The organism is Bacillus altitudinis 41KF2b, assembly GCF_000691145.1.
Classification (GTDB): Bacteria; Bacillota; Bacilli; order Bacillales; family Bacillaceae; genus Bacillus; species Bacillus altitudinis.
In genome coordinates, this window is record NZ_ASJC01000004.1 from 308,566 (window position 1) to 329,418 (window position 20,853).

Below are 20,853 nucleotides of genomic sequence, written 5' to 3' on the forward strand. Positions count from 1 at the left end.
TTTCTCTTGTTTATTTATACACCTTCGCAGGTACTTGAATCATAGGAATTCCTACATAGTACGGTGAAATTTCATATGGCTGGAAGACAACAGCGATTCCCTTTTTCGTGAAGTAGTACTGCGTGTCGTAGCCGATTTGAATATCGCTTTTTTTCAGATTCGCATAGAATTTACTTTTATGCTTCTTTGTGTAGTTATAGATATAATCTCTTACTTTTGTACGCTTTTTCTTTGTTTTTACCACATCTGTAAAGTACAGTTGCTTTGTTTTTTTCTTTGTTAACACATAGTTCATGCTCGTAACCATCGTATCCCCGTGCATACTACCGTCATTCATGTAATCATAGTTTAGGATACTTAGTTTCTTCCCATTGTTAAATTTCGTTTTAAACGATCTCTCGTATGTGATCTTCCCAATGCCTTCTTTTTTCGCTTCGTCCTTTAAGAACAAGTACGTAGAATAGGAAAATGCGATATCTTCTTTTAAATCATGGTTGATGGTTTTCATATGCGCTTTACTAAGGTTTTTCACCTGTGCATATTTAAACGTTTTTTTCTTTTTATAATAGTGTGTGCTTACTTTTGCTTTTTTCACTTGTTTGGCATCCGCAGATCCAACTGGCGCAAACAATGAAACAATCAGCGAAAAAATGAGCAGGCTGATCGTTAGGCCTTTTTTCATTGTCATAGTAAAAACCCCCATTTTTGTCTATTACCAATTGAGTATACCATGACAAAAGAACCAAAAGAAGTGTTCTTTTCCATATTATTCTTTATTTTTCATGTGAGGTTTGTTTACCGTTTTCATAAGTTCCTGTATGCTTAAGATAGAATGTTAGATGAAGTGTGGTGTTTATCATAGAAGAGAATATTTTTAGTCATATCCGGACAACATTTCATAGTTTGTCCCCTACCCAGAAAAAGATTGCCAATTACATTTTACAAAACCCTCAGAAAGTTGTGCTTCATTCGATTAGTGCACTCGCTGCTGAATGCAACACAAGTGAAACGACGATCTTTCGTTTTCTGCGAAAAATCGGCTATGAGTCCTATCAAGTGTTTCGTGTCCATGTCGCGCAGGATATTGCGACCAATACACCTCAATCTATATACGGTGAGATCGAAGCAACTGATAGTGTCGCAGATATTAAACATAAGGTCATAGAGTTAACAACCAACTCTATTCAGGATATGAAGCATATTTTAGAAGACAAGGCTGTGACACAATTTATTGAACAAATGAAACAGGCTCATAAAACCGTCTTCTTTGGAGCAGGTGCCTCCAGTTTCATTGCCGGAGATGCCTATCATAAGTTTCTCCAGCTTGGCTTTGAAGTGAGTCTATGCAGTGATCCTCATATGATGAATATGATTGCAACACATGCAACGGAACATGATTTTATCGTCGCGATCTCACATTCAGGGGAAAGTAGAGAAATCCTTGATGCCGTGCAATTTGCAAAGGAAAAAGGTGCAACGGTCGCCTCGATCACGAGCTATCCGAAATCAGAGCTCGCCAAGAAATCCGACTTTCATCTGCTCAGTTCATCGAGAGAAACAACCTATCGTTCTGACTCAATGATTTCTCGTATTAATCAGCTTGTGATTATTGATGTTTTGTACGTCACAGCTGTTTTAGAATTAGGATCAAATGCAATCGACAACGTCAAACGTTCTCGATTAGCTGTAGCTAAAAATAAAACATAATCGACCATAGACCGGAGCTGTTTCCGGTCTTTTTTTTGTGACTTTTCTCATATTTTCCGTTGACACATTCCTATTTCGTCATGTACATTAAATGAACAATAGTTTATTTCCTACTATTAATTTAAATCGATAGTATATATACTAACAAAAAGAAAAGAAAGCGCTTTTTGTAAGGGGTTTCTAAATAGGAGGCGGACAAAATGGCAAAGCAAATTGGATTCATTGGATTAGGCATTATGGGGAAACCTATGGCACTCAATCTATTAAAAGCCGGTCATACTGTGACTGTTTTCGATATTCATACAGAAGCTGTTCTAGTATTAAAAGAAGTGGGCGCAAATGCCGCTGCATCAGCTGCTGAGGCAGCATCTGAAAGCGATATCATCATCACGATGCTTCCAAAAGGTGAGCATGTAGAAGCAGTCGTAGCAGGTGAACAAGGCATATTGGCTGCAGCAAAACCTGGCACGATCATTATAGATATGAGCTCTATTTCACCTGTTACTTCTAGAGCATTAGCGGCACTGGCAAAACAGCATCAGGTCGAATTTATCGATGCTCCTGTCAGTGGCGGAGAGCCAAAGGCGATAGACGGGACACTTGCGATTATGGCGGGCGGAGAAGAAGAGATCTTTGAACAAGTAAAGGATGTCCTCTATGCGATGGGCACAGATGTCGTATTAGTTGGATCAAATGGAAGCGGGACAACCGCTAAGCTTGCGAATCAAATCATCGTCAACTTAAATATCGCTGCCATGTCCGAGGCACTCGTTCTTGCCGCTAAGTCTGGCATTGCGATTGATAAAATGTATGAAGCCATCCGAGGTGGACTGGCAGGAAGTGCTGTCCTCGATGCGAAGGTTCCCCTCATTTTAGAACGAAACTTTGAGCCTGGTGGACGTATTGACATCAACTTAAAGGATTTAACCAATGTCATGGAAACCGCCCATGATATCGGCGTTCCTCTCCCGCTTTCTAGTCAGCTGCTAGAAATCTTCCACGCCCTTAAAGCTGACGGAAAATCTGGACTTGATCATGGCGGAATCGTTCAATATTACGAAAAAATGGCTCATGTTGAAGTGAAGAAAGGATGAGGTTCTATGAAACAAAGCATTGAATTACTAAATGCCATTCCGAAAGCGGATTCAGACCGCATTCAATCAGCATACGAACAAGCACTAAACCATTTCCACCATAAAGTGATTGTATTAGACGATGACCCAACAGGCATTCAAACCGTACACGGCGTCTCTGTTTTCACCGATTGGTCAGAGAAAAGCATTGAAGCTGGTTTTCTTGAAGACAGCCGCATGTTCTTTATCTTAACCAACTCTCGCAGTATGACAGAGAAAGAAACGGCGGTTCTTCATGAAACGATCGCATCAACGATTGTGAAAACGGCTGAACGGCTTGATCAAGATTTCATCATTGTCAGCCGGGGGGACTCCACCCTGCGAGGACACTTCCCGCTAGAGACTGACATTCTCAGAACGACCATTGAACAGCAAAGCTCCCGCCAATTTGACGGGGAAATCCTTCTTCCCTTTTTTAAAGAAGGCGGCCGCTTTACGATTGGCAATATTCACTACGTACAGGAAGGTCACGAATTAATTCCTGCTGGTGACACAGAATTTGCATTGGATCGTACATTCGGATTTCAATCTTCTCACCTCGGAGAATGGATCGAAGAGAAATCAAACGGATCGTTCACTAAGGAAAACACTACTTATATTTCTTTAGAAGATATCCGGGCTTTACGTATTGAACAAATCAAGGATCAGCTGATGACCGTGAAAGATTTTCAAAAGGTGGTTGTGAATGCAGTGGACTATGACGATGTCAAAGTCTTTGTCGTTGCCCTCATAGATGCCATCAAAGCAGGTCAGCACTTTCTATTTAGAAGTGCGGCAGCTCTCACAAAAGTGCTTGGCGGTGTTGAGGATCAAGCACTATTAACTAGACAAGACTTAATACAGGAAGAAAGCACGCACGGTGGCCTCATCATGGTCGGTTCCCATGTCAAAAAAACAACCGAACAATTGCGAGCGCTGCAGCAAAATAAAGACATTGCATTTATTGAATTTGATACACACCTCGTGTTAGAACCTGAAGCATTTCAAGAGGAAATTGACCGCGTGATTCAACAAACTGAAAGGCTTTTAACAACCGGACAATCGGTTGCTGTTTATACAAGGAGAGAACGGCTTGATCTTGGGGACGATCGTCAAGAGGAAGAATTGAAGCTGTCTGTTCAGATTAGTGATGCTGTGACAAGCATTGTTCAGCGCCTCTCCATTCGCCCTAAGTACCTCATTGCCAAAGGTGGAATCACCTCAAGTGATATTGGAACAAGAGGACTCAGCGTCAAACGTGCGACTGTCGCAGGTCAAATCAGACCAGGTATTCCCGTTTGGCAAACAGGAGAAGAAAGTAAATTCCCATTCATGTCTTATGTGATTTTCCCGGGAAATGTTGGCTCAAAGGATACGTTAAAAGAAGCAGTAGACATACTTGAAGGATAAAGCAGAGGGAGCGTTCACGCTCCCTTATGCAGCACAAAGGAGGAAAGATTATGTCGTTAGTTTTTATCGGACTTGGCGTTTTGTTATTACTTTTACTCATGGTTGTCTTTAAGTTAAACGCTTTCATTTCGTTGATTATTGTCTCTTTAATCGTTGCCGTTTTAGAAGGCATGTCACCACTTGAAGCGATTGCTTCAGTCGAAAAAGGGCTTGGAAGTACACTCGGCCATCTGGCGTTGGTTCTTGGCTTTGGAGCGATGCTTGGTAAATTGATGGCTGATTCTGGCGGTGCTCAGCGTATTGCCATGACACTCATCGACCGCTTTGGTATCGGGAAAATCCAATGGGCGACGATGCTGACTGGATTTGTTATCGGAATTGCTCTATTTTATGAAACCGGATTCATTATTCTTATTCCATTAGTCTTTACCATTGCTCAAGCCGCAAGACTTCCTGTGTTGTATGTGGGAATGCCGCTCGTCGCTGCACTCATTACAACACATGGCTTCCTCCCTCCTCACCCAGGGCCGACAGCCATTGCCAATGTATTTCAAGCCAACATGGGACAAACCTTATTGGTTGGAATTATTTTAGCCATTCCTGCTGTTTTAGTAGGCGGACTTCTGTTTACGAAACTATTTAAGAAAGACCAACTGCATGCACACATTCCAAAGGACTTGTTTAATCCAAAGGAATTTACAGAAGAGGAAATGCCAAGCTTCGGCATTAGTATTTTCACCGCTATTTTACCTGTATTGCTCATGACATTCAGAGCATGTTTAGAAATTTTCTTCCCGTCCTCCCCGCTGCTACCGGCAGCTGAGTTTTTAGGCGAGCCGGCGATTGCCCTATTAATCTCTGTGCTGCTTGCCATCTACACATTTGGTCTTGGCAAAGGAAAGAGCATGCAGGACGTCATGAAGTCGATTACAGATTCAATTGGCTCCATTGCGATGATTCTATTGATCATTGCAGGCGGCGGCGCCTTTAAACAGGTGCTCATTGACAGCGGCGTTGATCAATACATTGCAGGGATTATGCAAGGAAGCACACTGTCTCCTCTGCTCCTCACTTGGCTGATTGCAGCTGTCCTTCGTGTCTCTTTAGGGTCAGCGACTGTCGCGGGTCTCACAGCAGCTGGCATTTCTGCACCGCTGATTGGTTTGACGGGAGTCAGCCCAGAATTAATGGTGATTGCAACAGGCGCCGGCAGTATAACATTCTCTCATGTGAATGATGCAGGTTTCTGGATTTACAAAGAATACTTTAATTTGTCGATGGCTCAAACTTTTAAAACGTGGACATTGATGGTGACTGTTCTATCACTTGTTGGATTAGCAGGTGTTCTCGTCGCTGATTTGTTTATGTAGGAAAATAAATAGGAAAAACCATTGACTTTTTCTCGAAAAGATTGAATAATTGTGTTTATTAAGAAAATTGAATCAAAGGTAACCTTATTAAGAGTGGTGGAGGGACTGGCCCTGTGAAACCCGGCAACCGCTGTTCCTAGGAACAGAATGGTGCTAATTCCTTAAGCAAGCTGATGCTTGTTTGAAGATAAGGCAGAGGTCTCACAGTATATGATGCTCTTCCTTATCTAAGGAAGAGCTTTTTTATTTGATTTATAACCTGAAGAAAGAAGGGATTCAGCATGACACAAGTACAAACCATTGGTAAGAAAACAACAAAGCCGCCATTTCGCGCAGATCAAGTAGGGAGTTTACTTCGTTCTGAACGCATCAAAGAAGCCCGCAAGCAAAAAGCAGACGGTACACTGACAGCAGAACAGCTCAGACAAATTGAAAACGAAGAAATCACTCGTATTGTAGAGAAGCAAAAGGAAATTGGATTAGAGGTTGTCACAGATGGAGAATTCAGACGTGCATGGTGGCATTTTGACTTTCTAGAAGGGCTTGATGGGGTCGAAGGATTTGAAGCAGACCAAGGCATTCAATTCCACAATACGACGACAAAAGCGAGAGGCATCAAAGTAACAGGTAAGATTGATTTTACTGATCATCCAATGCTAGAGGATTATCGCTTCCTTCACAGCATCGCGGGTGATCATACGGCTAAAATGACGATTCCAAGTCCGAATATGCTCTTTTTCCGTGGAAAGCTTGAAGAAGGTGTGTACGACAGCTTAGATGATTTTCACCATGACGTGGCACAAGCTTATAAAAAAGCCATTCGTGCTTTTTATGATGCAGGCTGCCGCTATTTGCAGCTAGATGATACAGCTTGGGCTGTGTTCTTTTCTGAAAAAGGACATGAACAAATCAAAGCTTTTGGCCGCGAAGAAGATGAACTGCGTGAATCGTTTGCGAAAACAATCAATGAAGCGGTTGCCGATCGACCAGATGATTTAGTGATCACCATGCACATTTGCCGTGGTAACTTTAAATCAACATGGGCAGCCGAAGGTGGTTATGAGGCAGCGGCAGAAACGATTTTTGCGGGTCTCGATTTGGATGGTCTCTTCTTAGAATTCGACGATGACCGTTCTGGTGGATTTGAACCCCTGCGTTATGTGAAGAATCCAAACCTTCAAATCGTACTAGGTCTTGTCACTTCAAAGTATGGGGAACTTGAACCCGTTGATCAGATCAAAAGACGAATCGAGGAAGCAGCTCAATATGTGGACATCAACCAAATCTGTTTGAGCCCACAATGCGGATTCGCTTCAACAGAGGAAGGCAATTTGTTAACAGAAGAACAGCAATGGGAAAAGCTGCGTCATGTGATTGAGATTGCGGATCAAGTGTGGACATCATAGTCCACTGACAATAAAAAGAGACAAACCGTTTGATCAGCGGTTTGTCTCTCTTTTTTATGCGTCTAAATGCTTTCCATTTGTCGCAATCACTTGTTTATACCAATCAAAGCTTTTCTTTTTCTTTCGATCTAATGTACCGTTACCTTCATTGTCGCGGTCGACATAAATGAAGCCGTAGCGTTTTTTCATTTCAGCTGTTGATGCACTGACAAGGTCAATTGGGCCCCAGCTTGTATAGCCGATCAGATCAACGCCGTCTGCGATCGCTTCTCTTGCCTCGAGCAAATGACTTCTGAGGTAATCAATTCGGTAATCGTCTTGAATGGAGCCGTCTTCTTCTACTTGATCCACAGCACCCAATCCATTTTCTACGATAAACAATGGTTTTTGGTAGCGGTCATATAGTTGATTTAGTGTTGTACGAAGTCCTTTTGGATCAATTTGCCAGCCCCAATCACTTGCTTCTAGATAAGGGTTTTTCACGCCTTCAAATAGGTTGCCACCAGTAACTTGTCCAAGAACCTCTGGATCTGTACTTGTCACAAAACTCATATAATAGCTGAAGCCAATATAGTCGACTGTATGGTTTCTTAGAATGTCTTCGTCACCGTCTTGGAATTCAATGTTGATGTTATTTTCCAGGAAATAACGTTTCATGTATCCAGGGTAATAGCCTCTTGCCTGTACATCTGAGAAGAACAATGTTTTACGATCTTGATCAATCGCAGCAAACATATCTTCAGGTCTTGAGCTGTACGGATATGTGGTCATCGCTGCAATCATACAACCGATTTTCGCATCAGGAATGATTTCGTGTCCTGCTTTAACAGCTAGAGCACTTGCAACAAATTGGTGATGCGCTGCTTGATATTGAATGCTCTTCTCGTCTTCGCCTTCTTCAAATACAAGGCCGCCCCCTGTGAAAGGAGCATGTAAGACGACGTTAATTTCATTGAAGGTCATCCAATATTTCACTTTATCTTTAAAGCGAGTGAACAATGTTTTAGCGTATGTTTCATAAAGACCCACAAGCTTACGGTTTCTCCATCCGCCATAGTTTTTCACAAGCGCAAGCGGCATTTCATAGTGAGAGATCGTGACAACTGGCTCAATTCCATGCTTATGCAGTTCATCAAATACTTTTTCATAGAAAGCGAGGCCTGCTTCATTCGGTTCCGCATCGTCGCCATTTGGGAAAATACGTGGCCAAGAAATGGATAGTCTGAAGCACTTGAATCCCATTTCTGCAAACAGGGCAATATCTTCTTTGTAGCGATGATAGAAGTCGATCGCATCATGATATAAGTTAAGGTCTTTCATTGATTCATCGAATGGGTGCATAATACCGTGTGGTGATACATCCGCTGTCGATAAGCCTTTTCCATCTTTGTTATAAGCACCTTCAATTTGGTTGGCGGCTACTGCGCCGCCCCATAAGAAACCTTTAGGAAATGTTTTTTCTAAATTGGTCATGTTGAATGCCCTCCTCATTTTCTTCTACACTGACTGTAAGCAATGTCTCTTTTACTGTAATCGCCCCATCTGTTTTCGCATTAACTTGTGCATAATCATTTGTGTTGGTGACGATAATTGGCGTTGTTACATCATAGCCTTCTTGCTGAATGCCCTCGATATCAAATTCAACTAGCAGATCTCCTGCTTGAACGAGATCACCTGACTGCACATGACTTGTGAAATTTTTACCGCCAAGTTTTACTGTATCAATCCCCACATGGATGAGAAGCTCTGTGCCTTGATCACTCTTTAAACCAATGGCATGTTTCGTTTGGAAAATGGTTTCAACCTTGCCGTTGAACGGGGCTACTACACGTCCAACTGTTGGGACAATGGCTGTTCCTTTACCCATGATTTCATTAGAGAATGTTGCATCATTTACTTGATTGAGCGGCTTTAGTTGACCTTCAAGCGGGCTTTGTACCACTTCATTTTGAAGCGCTACTGTGTCTTTCTTTTCTTCTGGTTTGTCTGCTTTTGTATCATCTTTCACTGGTACATCTTTGAACCCTAGAACAAGTGTCATGATGGTTGCTACAACAAAGCCGATCACTAATCCAATGATGGAGTACACAAATGTCGGTCCAATGAACGTTGGGAGACCTGGAAGACCTGCTGATCCTGATATCACATATGACTTTACTTTGAAGATAGACATGAACACGCCGCCTGCTGCTGCACCAATGAGGGCTGCAAGGAACGGTTTTTTCAATCGCATGTTCACACCATACATAGCAGGTTCAGTAATACCCATTAATGCAGTGATACTTGTAGACATCGCCAATGATTTGAATGTTTTGTTTTTTGATCTTAAGAAGACACCGAATGCTGCGCCTGCTTGTGCCATATTCGCTACAAACATCATTGGAAGAATGAAGTCAAAACCGTTTAATGTAATGTTGTTGATCATGATTGGAAGTAGTGCATAGTGCATGCCCGTAATGATCAATGGTGACATAAATCCACCGATTAAGAGTCCGGCCAAAATACCTGCATGTTTGAACAATAAATCAATTCCACCTGAAAGGCCATTTCCGATAATCCCACCAAGCGGTCCAACCGCGATAAGCATAACTGGTACCACGACAAGAAGTGTAACTGTTGGAACAAGAATGATTTTTAGTGATTTCGGACTATATTTTTCTGCGAATCTTTCCACATATGAGCCGAGCCAGATAGTGAGTAGAATTGGAATCACCGATGAAGAGTACACAACGGCAACCACTGGCAAGCCTAGAAATTCTGTATTTCCTGCACCTAGTAAGGCAGTGAGCTGCGGGTGCAGTGCGGCTGCTGCAATGGCAGCGGCGATATACTGATTTGTGCCAATTTTTTTGGCTACGCTTACAGCAAGCAGAATCGGTAAGAAGTAAAAGGCTCCGTCTCCGATAGCTGTTAAAATCGCATATGTGCTGCTTTTATCTGAGATCCATTGGAACGTCAGCATTAATGCCAAGATTCCTTTGATCATACCAGCTCCAGCGATGGCTGGAAGAATCGGTGTGAAGACACCAGAGATAAAATCGAAAAGCTTTGAAATCACATTTTGTTTTGATGCTTCTTCTGAATCGCCTGACTTTACATCTGTTGATAACCCAGAATCAGCAATCATTGCTTGATAGACGTTTGATACGTCGTTGCCAATAATGACATGGTATTGACCGCCGCTTTGATTCACGCCCATGACGCCATCTGTTGATTGCAGCTTCTCCTTATCCGCTTTGCCTTCATCGTATAAATTGAAGCGAAGTCTTGTCATACAATGCGTGACTTGCTTTACATTCTTTTCACCGCCGACAAGCTCTAGAACTTCTTTTGCTGTTTGTTTGTGGTTCATTGTGTTACCCTCCAATCGTTGATTTCATCTTGATATAGAAAAAACCTAAACATCCATTAATGCCCGAAAAATAGCGATTCAGACATTAATCGATATTTAGGTTTTGCCTGCTTAACCAGTAACAATCCTTCATAGCGATTGATCGTTATTCAATTTTATAAGCCTTTAGATACAAAAAAACCTAAATCATGCCTTATCAAAGATAGGGACAATGATTTAGGTTTTGCCTGCTTGACCAGTAACAATCCTAAAAGATTGTGGGTTATTGAGTTTATAGTTATAAATTAGCATGTTAATTTTGATATGTCAACGCTTTCTTTTTGATTTATTTTCTTTTTATGACTCGATCGATGTGCAAAGTTAAGTATAACATCTCATCTTCTATGAGACTTCGGTTGTATTCTTTTTGAACATAGTCATTAATTTTCTCCGCACATTGAAAAGCGGCTGTATTTTTTTCCTTTACCACTTCATACAGAAACTCATTTTGATTTTCCATTTGTGTTTCGTTAAACAGACGCTGTCCAAAAAATTTCAAATGCGTGACAAAACGGAAATAATTTAATGATTCTTCGTCTAAATCAATTTGGAAATGATACTTTACGATGTTCAAAATATCTTGAATCAGTTTTGTAATTTGAATGACATTCGGCATTTCCTCATTCAGTTCTGCATTGACAATATGCATCGCAATAAAGCCTGCTTCATCCTCGGGAAGATGGATGTTGAGCTTGTCCTGTATGATCCGAATAGCTTCTACACCACACATGAATTCCTCTTTGTACAGCCGTTTGATTTCCCAAAGCAAGGCATTTTTAATGTCCATTCCTTTTTGATGACGTTCAATAGCAAAGGTAATATGATCCGTTAACGTGACATAGATGCTGTCATTTAAATTTTTGTTAAGGGTCGTTCTCGCGTAATCGATAATTGCCTCACACACTTGCATATACTCGATCGGAATATCATAAAGCAGGGTTTTGAATTTTTCTGATATATCTTTATTTTGAATGGAAAATACTTTTTCAACACGTTCTTCGTCAATCGGGTCTCCGCTTTTCTTTTGAAACGCAATCCCTCTGCCCATAATGACCAGCTCATGCTGCTCGTCATCAAACGCACTGACCACATTATTGTTGATTACTTTCGAAATGATCAATTGATCCCCCCCAGTACATTCCGCTTTTTCGAGCATTTCATTGTTGATTGATATGTCATTTTATTATTATTTTCAAAAAAGAGGACTTTAAGATGATTTTACATTTTTTTTTGATACGGTCAACTAGAAAGAATGACATATTACCTCTCAGAAATGACGATTTAGGGGCAAAAAGGCTAAAAATAGACAAAAAACACTCTTCAAAAAGAGTGTTTTTTACAAAATTAGGAGCAATCCCAGTTATAGACGACATTTTCGAAATGTTTTCGTTTGAGGTCTTCTGGTTTGATAAAAAAGTTAGCAATGCCGCAATCTCCCCACAACATGTCCACTTCATCATCTGAGTCAATTTGCAATAATAGCACAGTATGTTCTTGGTCTACATAGGTACGCGGGTCTTCTTGTGTAAAACCTGGGTATCCGCCAACTTTATGGCCAAAACCACTTGCTGTCTCATAAAATTCATCTAGCAATTGATCTGCTTCATCACCATCAATACCAACAGCATCTTCGAATAGATCCCAGCTTCGCTTTCCTGTGACTTTTTCAAAGCGGAAATCTTCTACACTGATCGTTTCGCTTGATAATTCACCTGTAATCGCGCCTTCCTTCGTAACTGGAAAATAAAAATCGTCAGGAATTTTCACGAATGAAAAATCAGTCAATAAGTCTTCTTCAGCTAAGAAAGGTTCCTCAATAAATTTGATCCGAAAATCTTTTTGCTCTGTTTTATGGTCAATATTCATCCCATAAAGATCATCATGTACAGAAATAAACACTTGCAAAAGTCCTGTTTCTGGGTAATCTTTCAGCTTTGGCAGCTGGCCGAAATTGATTTGTGCCAGCAGCTTCATAGGATGGCCTTCTCCATCAACGGGATATTCGTCGTTTTTTGGGAAATAAGGATCACCTGATATTTTGCTGTCATATGGTCCTGTTTTTCCTTGTTTTATCTGTAATTGAATCAGTGGTTTTTCAGTTTGATCTAACAATGGACGGTAAGGCGCAAGTACTTCTTGCAGCTTTGCTGATTGTGTCAAGATGGGCTTCCTCCTTATGTATAGGTCTAATGATCAAAACAGGTCTCTCTTTTTCTATCATACAGAAGTGTAACTTCCCTGTCAGTGAAAAACCCGTCAATATCATGACAAAAAACTCACTTCAACACGTTAAAAAACCTCCGATATGGCTGGAGGTTTTGTGATTCGTTTATTTATTTCACTTGATAATTCACTAAGTCTGTTGCCAATGATTTCATCGTTTCGTTCGTTTCGTGCAGCCCCTCAATAATTTTTGTGAAAGTGCCAACGAGTTCTGCTTGATGTTCAGAAGAAGCCACGATTTGTGCTATTTCTTCTTCCATTCCTTTGATAGAGCCTTGCACATCTTTTAGCGCTGTTTCAATATCAGTCGTTGCCTGCTTCGCGTGAGTAGACAGCTTTCTCACTTCTGTAGCAACCACCCCAAAGCCTGCTCCTGCTTCACCGACTCTTGCAGCCTCAATGGATGCATTGAGTCCAAGTAAGTTCGTTTGATCAGAGATACCTTTGATGAGATTAGACACTTGGTTGATTTTAGAGGAATTTTCGACAGTGGTTTTTGTATTTTGTAGAATTTGTTCACTTGTCGCTTGTAGTTCCTCTGAATGTGCAGCCACTTGCTGTACCATCGCGACCAGTTTTTCGGAAGCATCGTTACTTTCCGTCATAATGTGTTCTAATCGTTGTTGATTCGTTTGGTCATATGCTACACAGAAGGCAGCAATCACTTGACCATTGTCATCTTTAATCGGGACGGCGACGATGTCCATAGGAATACCGTACACCTCTTTAGGAATCTGGATAAATGATGGCTCTCTCCCATTTTTCAACATCGAAAAGTTTTGGAACCCGGGAGCTACAACGTCCCCTGCTTTAAACCCTAAGTCAATGTTCCCGTGCTGCTGATAATAAAGAACCTTCTCTTTCCCTAATACAGAAAAGGTTAGCTGCTCTCTCATAGCTAGTCCAACGATTGGTAAAGCGTCTATTATGTTATCAATTCTCTGTGACATTCGCTCACGTTCATCCTCTCTTTTTCTCAGTACACTCTCTTTATCGGTTCTTTATATGATCTATTACAGCCTGCAATGTGTACTAATATCAACCAAATGACCTAAGACATATAAAACAGCCACATTCTATCAAGAGAATGTGGCTGTTTTTAAAAAAAGAACATGCATATCAACACACTAATGACGATGAAAAAAAGATACATGCAGTCGATCCATGAAGTGCTGATGACATGATAATACGTTCTCTCCCTCGTCCCTGTGAAGCCTCTTGCTTCCATCGCAATGGCTAGTCGTTCAGATTTCCGTACGCCTTGCGTGAAAAGAGGGAGTGCATAACGTATAAAGGCTTTCCAACTGTTTTTTTGCTTGTAACCTCTAATTTTATGTGCAGCCTTCATTTGCTTCAATTCACTTTGAAACAACGGGATAAACCGGAAGCCTGCCAGCATCCCATATGCCCATTTGGGTGACATTCGGCATTGATGGATTAAGCTCATCATAAAGGCCGTCAAATCAGTTGTTGATGTAAAAAGGAGACCAAATGTCACAAAGCCAAGCATTCTAAAAGAAATGGTCAGCCCATTTCTTAAACTCTCCTCTGTGATATGAAACCATGCCCACTTCCAAACTGTATGATCTCCCTTGCCAAAGGCTGCTATCATCCAAAACACGAGAATGAAAAAGAGCAGATAAGGTACAAGTCTGGTGATGAGGTATTTCAAATTCCAGCCGCCTAGGACAAGTCCAATTCCAAGTGCAAACAGCCAGATGATGAACGTCGTTTTAGGATCAGAAATCGCCATCAGACAGCACATCGCAAGGAGATGGGCGAGTAATTTCATGACTGGATTTACAGTGGATAGAAAGGAGTGATTACTTTGCAATCGTCATCACTTCCTTTCTTTCAGCCATATAGCGATAATGTAACGGCACTCTCAGCTCACAGGAAGTGACAAGTTCCTGATGAGAAAATAAATCAAAAGGCGTACCATCATAAACATGCTCCCCTTGATGAAAAACAAGCACCTGATCAGCGCACTCATCAACGAGTTCCATATCGTGTGTGACCATAATAATAGTGGTGCCTTGTCGTTGACGTTCTTTTAAACGCCGGATTAACTCCCTCGCCGTTTTCTCATCCTGCCCGAAGGTCGGCTCATCTAAAATGAGTACATCCTGATCAAAAAGAAGCATCGTGGCAACACTTAATCTTCTTTTTTGTCCTAAGCTTAAGGTGAAAGGATGCGCGTCTCTATGCTTCTCTAGACCGAACTCCGCCAATAGCTGATTCGTTTTTTCTTGCACCACAGACTCTGACCAATTTCGCTGTCTCCCACCAAATGCGATTTCATCAAACACTGTGTCCTGTATAAATTGAAGTTCTGGATTTTGAAATACAAAGCCGGCTTTTTCATATAATGTTCGGTCAGACCACTTTTTCAGGTGTTTTCCTTTTAAAAAAATGTGACCTTTTTTTATTGGTTCTAAACGGATGACATGTTTAAGAAACGTACTTTTTCCGCTGCCATTTTCACCAATGATCGCAACCCAATCTCCTGCTTTTATATCAACGTGCAGGTCATCTATAATGCTTTTTTTCCCGTAGCTTAATTGTAGATGATCTGTGCGAATAATGACCTCTCGATTTGTTGATGACAATTTCTCATGACGTTCTTTTCTCGCCTCAAAGGTTTGCAAGAGTGTTTGACTCAGTGGATGAAACGGATCTTGTACGATAGTGGACCATTTCTCGGGAAATATTTTCGGACGCCAAATGCCGGCTTCTTTCATTTCTCCCTCAAATGTGTTCATCACGTCTTTTGGCGTTCCATCTGCTATGATACGGCCTTGATGATCTAACAAGATCACCCGATCCATCCACTCGATGACACCGTCTAACACATGCTCCACAAAAATCATCGTCTGATTCTGTTCAGCCGAAAGCTGCTGAAGCAATTGAAATATCTCCATTCTTCCTGCTGGGTCAAGCTGTGCAGTCGGTTCATCAAAGAACAGGACATCTGGCTCTAATGCTAGTAAACAAGCAAGCGCCAACCGCTGCTTCATTCCGCCAGATAAGGTATGAATATCTGTATTTGGGTCGACATCTAGCTGTACTTTTTTCATGAGATGCTGAATCATATCATCCATTTGTTCACGAGGGACAGATCGATTCTCTAAGCTAAACGCAATTTCTTCATTGACTCGGTGCATACAAAACTGCGAATCTGGGTCTTGAAACATGACACCAGTATGCCTTTGCCGCATCACTTCTCCCTGTACTTCAGCTTCCATATGCTCTGGAATAATGCCAGCAAGCACAGAAATCAGCGTAGATTTCCCGCTTCCACTTGGTCCTAAAATCAGCACCTTTTCCCCCTTTTGAATAGAAAGAGATACTTGATGAAGAACGGGATTCGCCTGTTCATAAAAACGGACAGTGAGATTACTGCACGCGAGAAATGAATCCATGCTGGTCACCCTTACTTCGTTTTTCTTTCATGATGGCATATTGATTCAGCACACCTGTTTTAGATAAAGCATCCACCACAACCTTTGCCAAGCAACCACCGAGTAACATGCCGCTAATGACTTGAGTGACAAGGGTCATGAGTAACACTTGAGGCGTGTAATAGCCGAATCCATTGGCAATGAGGCTATATGCCATTGCCCCTACTGCTGCAAAGGCACCAGACAACATGAGTGTCCACATGCGATATCGCTTATAGCCAAATAGAACGAAGGCGATTTCTGCTCCAAGTCCTTGGCACACACCAATCAAAAGCGCAGAAAGACCGAAGTGGCTGCCTGTCAGTAATTCCACGGCGGCGGCAGCTGTTTCTGCGATGAGGGCAGCGCCAGGCTTTTGGATAATGTAAGCAACGATTGGACTGGCAATGACCCAAATTCCGAACATGATGTTGCCTCCTGCTGGACCGACAAGGGCTGTAATCGGTAAATAAAGAGTCGACCACCCTAAATAGATGACTCCGCATGCCACAGATAAAATGACAGCAAGAACGACTTCTTTCATCTTCCATGTCATGAAGAATGCACCTCCATTTGGACAGGCCACTCTTCGACAGTAAAGGCCATGTCCCAGAATTTATACTCAAGCTGACAGCTTAAGATGAAGTGCTGTTTCATTTTCTTCTTTTCCTTCTCACTTGCTTCTTCCGCCCACTGATCAAGCCGTTTGCAAAGCTCCACTGTAACAGAGTCCGTTAACCCGCCATAAAACGTGATCCACTCATAGAATGGATGGGCAGGATCGGGCTCTACATCTCTGAGCATTCGGTTGCCTATTTCCCAATAGGTCCATGGGCAAGGGAGCAAAACCGCAATGATTTCTCCTAGCGTCCCTTCCTCGGCGACTTGCAGCATGTGATGAATATAGTGATGAGCACTTGGCGCCAAAGATGCACCTTGCAGTTCATCATAAGCGACACCTGCCACCCGGCAAAGGTTTTGATGAGGATGTGTCTCACTATCAAGGACAAAAGCCATTTGTTGATGGAAAAAGGTAATGTCCTCTCTGTCTGTACATCTGCTAATGGCTGCCGCATAAATTTTAATAAAGGCATTTAAATATTCTACATCCTGTTTGACATAATGAATGATCTGTTCCTTTTCGAGTTCTCCTGCTGCGAGTCCTCTCACAAACGGATGCTGATAAATCGCTTCAAATAATGGTTCTGCTTCTTGCCTTAATTGGGTTGAAAATGTCATAAAAAAAGCCTCCTCTTTTTCAGTTGAATAAATGAAAAAGCCACCCCAAATGGAGCGGCCTTCTTATCGATTCAATCATGAATAAGACAAGGTCCAGCTCCACTTCCCTCCGCTAGTACAAACTAGATCAGGTTCAAAGGGTCCAAGATTTCCTCTTGTCTCAGTCATACATGACTCCCCTAGTGGACTTTTGTCATTTAATTATCTTTACTCTACACATGTGGCGATTTGATGTCAACCGCCGATCTTAATTCAATGTATTGATCGTTGGCAGCTTCTCGATCCCTGCTGCATAGTAGAAATTAAGGACACTGAAGAAATCAATTGGCTTTCCTGTCTTTAAATCAACAGCCAAAATATGATCGCCGTAATTTGTCAGGTCATCAATGTCTAAACGCCTTGGCGTTGTCTTTCCGAGAGTATCAACAAAGCTGCTATGGTAGTACTGCCCACTAGCAAACGATGATTCATGATACATAAATAATGTTTCCACATCTAAGTAGACAAGAATGGCCTCAGAGGAACTCGCATATGGAGCAGAGTACGATACTGGTGCCGAAATACTTTTCACTTTTACACTGTCAACAGAATGCGTTCTCTGTTGATATTTTCCATCATATGAGAAATAAAATACACGCTCCCATTTATAATCAGCGGTCTTAGATTGTTTGTTATACACTTTTGTACCATTTGCGAAAACATCCCCATTGGCATACGAAGCAACAAAGTATTGCAACGTTGATGACAGGGATTCAGCACCTGTGAAATTTGGTGGGTTTTTTGCATTCACCTGTAATGTATATGAGTCTCCAAAGTCTCCACCGCTAGTAATACCAAACGCATAATCACCCGCTGGTAAATTGCTTAACGCAAGCAGACTGCCTGCTGGTTGAATCAGATCCGTTGGATAAGCTTGTCCTTCTTCATAATCAATAACAAATAACTGAACGAAATAATCAGCATTTGGAGAGGTAATCCGGCTGATGAGCGCCTGAGGGGACGATGTACTTAAGAACCATAAATCAACTGGATCTTCCTCGTTTAAAACTGCCGATTGATTAATAGCTAGTCCATCAATAGAGCGAACGGCAGACGTGCGCATCTTTCCATCTGCAGCCGCTTTTCGTTTAATACTTATTCCCTTTTTCTTATCTACTTTAAATGATTTTTTTACTTCCTTCTGTTGAACCGCAGTCCCTTTATCCTGCTTTTCAAACGACTCTTGCACTTGCTGAATGGCTTTTTCAGTCAGTGGCGATACTTTTTCACTTGATTTTGGTGCATCTTCTGCTTTGATTGCTGGTGAAAATAAACCTGTTGTGACCAATAAAATAGACAGTAAGGCGGCGGTGATTTTGACATAAAATGCTCTCACAGGAACATCCCCTTTTCCCTAATTTGGGTTTTTTACCCTGTGATTATTTTACCATTTTTCTAATACTTGTTTTGGACTTTTTTAGGAAATTTTCATAACAAAAAACCAGCCGTATGAGTCACGACTGGTTTATTTGATGATTTATGCAATGGTTTTGACAAATAAGCGTGCTGTTTCTGCACTTGATCCTGGATTTTGTCCAGTAATAATTTGTCCGTCTACAACAGCGAATGGCGCAAATGCATCGCCTTTTTCAAATGCTGCCCCTTGCTCGCGAAGTTTTGTTTCCAATAAAAATGGAACTTTAGATGTCAGCTGAACAGCATCCTCTTCCTCGTTTGTGAATCCTGTTATTTTCTTGCCGTCGATAAATGATTTTCCATCACGATCCTTCACATCAACAAAGGCAGAAACGCCATGGCAAACTGCCCCAACGGCTCCATTTTTGTCTGAAATCGCTAAGATCGCATCGGCAACCAGTTGATTGGACGCAAAGTCGATCATTGGCCCATGTCCTCCAGCAAAGAAAATGCCATCATACTCAGCTGGGTTTACATCTGTCAGTGCCTTTGTGTCTTGAAGTAATTCATACACATCTTGATATTGTGCTGGAACTCCTTCAGGAATTGAATTTTTATCGATCGGTACTGTTCCACCTTTTATTGAAACGATTTGCACGTTTAGTCCATTTTCTTTAAAAATATGAAATGGCTCGGCCAATTCTTCTAGCCATAAGCCTGTTGGGTGTCCGTTCATTTCTGAGCTGCTTGTTGATACTAATAAAACGTTCTTGCTCAACTTGATCATCCTTTCTATTTATCATGTGGCTATTTTATATTTTGCACAATTAAATATCAAGCAATCAGACTTGGGTGCAACTCTTTATGTTATACCCGATTTTTTAAAAAATATAGCCTCACTTCAAATCTAATCATTCTGTCACATTCTATTGACAGGGAATTTCATGTAAAATTGTGATGAAATGATATAATATGAGAAACAATTGACAGACCTCTTGCGCTAGAGGGAATTTAAAAGGAGGAGTGGAAAAAGAGATGAAAACCTATTCGATTGTGATGATTATCATCACGCTCTGTATCATATTGGCTGTCTTTTTAATGAATCTTACGGGCGTCATGTATGGAAAAATCATATTGGCTGTCGCTGTTGCCCTTTGTCTTACGTCCATTATTCGTTTGATGGGAATGCGTAAAAGATAAAAGCCGCCCTCTGGGGCGGCTTTACCGTGTAGACAAACCCTGACATTCGGTGTCAGTCCTGCGCTTCGGTGCTCATCAATGTCAAATTCGCTCCGATGCTCGTCCTTCCTAAACTGCAAAGGTTTTCTATCACGCTGATAGGATTATATAGCCAGGATAAGTGCAATTAATGCAAGAAAAGCTGGTAACCCTTGTTTGATGATAATCGATTTATTAGACGTCACCCCGCCAAATACTGCTGCGATGAACACACAAAGAACGAAAAATAGCTGAATCATATATCCTACGGTATTCGAACCAAGAATGAGCCCCCAAATGAGTCCAGCAGCTAGAAAGCCATTGTATAGCCCTTGATTAGCAAACATCACTTTCACATTTGGATCCTTTTGTAAGTGTTCAGGCAGATTGAAAGATCTTTTCGCCATTTTTGATTCCATAAAAAACATTTCTAGTAACATGATGACAATGTGCTCTAAAGCGACAATTCCTACTAAAATCATTGCTAAAATATTCAATTTAGTGAATTCCTTTCTGATAGACGGTCTCGTATTTGTATTTTGTCCGTGTATAAATCAAAGTCTTGGATTAGCTCTAACGCCTCATGAAAACGACTTTGTGGAATGTCTTTCATTTTTCTTACACGAAATTCCTTTTTAATAAAAGCCATGATGGTATTAATATGAAGCTTACCGTGGCCATCATACTCTAAATGGCTGCAAAAAGTCTGCATCGTCCCTCGAATCACCTTTAATTGCTTGGCAGTGACACAACTCATTGGTAACGCTCATCCTTTCTTGGTTTTTTAACAACTAAAAAGAACATTGAATGAAAGAAAAACCTTCCAATCTCTATTATATAATGGTTTCATTCGGATATCAAAATAAAAAAGAACAAACATTCGATCAAAGACGCGTCCTACGCTAAAAATCCATGTCTTAACGTATCAAAAAGCCGGATTCA

At 41.3% G+C, this 20,853-nt stretch carries 20 protein-coding genes and 2 riboswitches; of the genes, 6 read left to right on the plus strand and 14 right to left on the minus strand.

Features of this window, described 5'->3' with window-relative positions:
* Positions 1-10: 10 nt before the first annotated feature.
* On the minus strand, positions 11-688 hold the full coding sequence (locus BA79_RS09925) for a DUF3298 and DUF4163 domain-containing protein (RefSeq protein ID WP_017368341.1): 678 nt from the start codon (positions 686-688) through the stop codon (positions 11-13).
* A 161-nt stretch (positions 689-849) separates the two neighbouring features.
* On the opposite strand from BA79_RS09925, the gene BA79_RS09930 reads away from it, so the two are divergent.
* The 5 genes from BA79_RS09930 (at position 850) to BA79_RS09950 (ending at position 7,005) form a co-directional block, all read left to right on the plus strand.
* Entirely contained in the window at positions 850-1,707 is an 858-nt protein-coding gene (locus BA79_RS09930) for a MurR/RpiR family transcriptional regulator (RefSeq protein ID WP_175387066.1), read from the plus strand.
* Between the two features lie 200 nt (positions 1,708-1,907).
* Complete coding sequence (garR, locus tag BA79_RS09935) at positions 1,908-2,801, plus strand: 2-hydroxy-3-oxopropionate reductase (RefSeq protein ID WP_035702574.1); 894 nt, start codon at positions 1,908-1,910, stop codon at positions 2,799-2,801.
* Positions 2,802-2,807: 6 nt separating this feature from the next.
* On the plus strand, positions 2,808-4,229 hold the full coding sequence (locus tag BA79_RS09940) for a four-carbon acid sugar kinase family protein (RefSeq protein WP_035702577.1): 1,422 nt from the start codon (positions 2,808-2,810) through the stop codon (positions 4,227-4,229).
* A gap of 50 nt (positions 4,230-4,279) precedes the next feature.
* Positions 4,280-5,599, plus strand: coding sequence for a gluconate:H+ symporter (locus BA79_RS09945; RefSeq protein WP_035702580.1), 1,320 nt, complete (start codon positions 4,280-4,282; stop codon positions 5,597-5,599).
* A gap of 81 nt (positions 5,600-5,680) precedes the next feature.
* Positions 5,681-5,793, plus strand: a riboswitch (SAM riboswitch).
* Positions 5,794-5,880: 87 nt separating this feature from the next.
* A complete protein-coding gene (locus tag BA79_RS09950; RefSeq protein ID WP_035702583.1) occupies positions 5,881-7,005 on the plus strand; it encodes a 5-methyltetrahydropteroyltriglutamate--homocysteine S-methyltransferase in 1,125 nt (374 codons plus the stop codon).
* 54 nt (positions 7,006-7,059) lie between these two features.
* Here BA79_RS09950 and bglH read toward each other — a convergent pair whose 3' ends face one another.
* The 11 genes from bglH to BA79_RS10005 form a co-directional block, all read right to left on the minus strand.
* The gene (bglH, locus tag BA79_RS09955; RefSeq protein ID WP_035702586.1) at positions 7,060-8,478 is read right to left on the minus strand and encodes an aryl-phospho-beta-d-glucosidase; all 1,419 of its coding nucleotides are present in this window, start codon (positions 8,476-8,478) and stop codon (positions 7,060-7,062) included.
* Positions 8,450-10,357, minus strand: a complete 1,908-nt coding sequence (locus BA79_RS09960) for a beta-glucoside-specific PTS transporter subunit IIABC (protein ID WP_035702588.1) — start codon at positions 10,355-10,357, stop codon at positions 8,450-8,452. The genes bglH and BA79_RS09960 overlap by 29 nt, the downstream gene beginning before the upstream one ends.
* Positions 10,358-10,682: 325 nt before the next feature.
* Complete coding sequence (gene licT / locus BA79_RS09965; protein ID WP_035702591.1) at positions 10,683-11,516, minus strand: BglG family transcription antiterminator LicT; 834 nt, start codon at positions 11,514-11,516, stop codon at positions 10,683-10,685.
* 224 nt (positions 11,517-11,740) lie between these two features.
* Positions 11,741-12,556 (minus strand): YwqG family protein, encoded by an 816-nt coding sequence (locus BA79_RS09970; protein ID WP_035702594.1) that lies wholly within the window; start codon positions 12,554-12,556, stop codon positions 11,741-11,743.
* 173 nt (positions 12,557-12,729) lie between these two features.
* Positions 12,730-13,569 (minus strand): methyl-accepting chemotaxis protein, encoded by an 840-nt coding sequence (locus tag BA79_RS09975; RefSeq protein ID WP_024719223.1) that lies wholly within the window; start codon positions 13,567-13,569, stop codon positions 12,730-12,732.
* Between the two features lie 149 nt (positions 13,570-13,718).
* Positions 13,719-14,453: an energy-coupling factor transporter transmembrane component T family protein gene (locus BA79_RS09980; protein WP_017358644.1), complete on the minus strand. Its 735-nt coding sequence runs from the start codon at positions 14,451-14,453 to the stop codon at positions 13,719-13,721.
* Entirely contained in the window at positions 14,443-16,041 is a 1,599-nt protein-coding gene (locus tag BA79_RS09985) for an ABC transporter ATP-binding protein (protein WP_035702597.1), read from the minus strand. Before BA79_RS09985 ends, BA79_RS09980 begins: the two co-directional genes overlap by 11 nt.
* Positions 16,016-16,615, minus strand: a complete 600-nt coding sequence (locus tag BA79_RS09990) for an ECF transporter S component (RefSeq protein WP_035702599.1) — start codon at positions 16,613-16,615, stop codon at positions 16,016-16,018. Before BA79_RS09990 ends, BA79_RS09985 begins: the two co-directional genes overlap by 26 nt.
* Positions 16,612-17,298 carry a thiaminase II gene (tenA, locus tag BA79_RS09995; RefSeq protein ID WP_035702602.1) on the minus strand — a complete coding sequence of 229 codons (687 nt, stop codon included), beginning with the start codon at positions 17,296-17,298 and terminating at the stop codon, positions 16,612-16,614. Before tenA ends, BA79_RS09990 begins: the two co-directional genes overlap by 4 nt.
* An 87-nt stretch (positions 17,299-17,385) precedes the next feature.
* Positions 17,386-17,489, minus strand: a riboswitch (TPP riboswitch).
* A gap of 56 nt (positions 17,490-17,545) precedes the next feature.
* Entirely contained in the window at positions 17,546-18,673 is a 1,128-nt protein-coding gene (locus tag BA79_RS10000; protein WP_008345703.1) for a hypothetical protein, read from the minus strand.
* Between the two features lie 141 nt (positions 18,674-18,814).
* The gene (locus tag BA79_RS10005) at positions 18,815-19,471 is read right to left on the minus strand and encodes a type 1 glutamine amidotransferase domain-containing protein (protein WP_017358640.1); all 657 of its coding nucleotides are present in this window, start codon (positions 19,469-19,471) and stop codon (positions 18,815-18,817) included.
* Positions 19,472-19,728: 257 nt separating this feature from the next.
* On the opposite strand from BA79_RS10005, the gene BA79_RS19600 reads away from it, so the two are divergent.
* Entirely contained in the window at positions 19,729-19,893 is a 165-nt protein-coding gene (locus BA79_RS19600) for a hypothetical protein (RefSeq protein WP_008345707.1), read from the plus strand.
* Between the two features lie 143 nt (positions 19,894-20,036).
* On the opposite strand, the gene BA79_RS10010 is transcribed toward BA79_RS19600, so the two are convergent.
* On the minus strand, positions 20,037-20,408 hold the full coding sequence (locus BA79_RS10010; RefSeq protein WP_007498006.1) for a DUF1304 domain-containing protein: 372 nt from the start codon (positions 20,406-20,408) through the stop codon (positions 20,037-20,039).
* Positions 20,405-20,668 (minus strand): ORF6C domain-containing protein, encoded by a 264-nt coding sequence (locus BA79_RS10015; protein WP_035702604.1) that lies wholly within the window; start codon positions 20,666-20,668, stop codon positions 20,405-20,407. Before BA79_RS10015 ends, BA79_RS10010 begins: the two co-directional genes overlap by 4 nt.
* Positions 20,669-20,853: the final 185 nt, after the last annotated feature.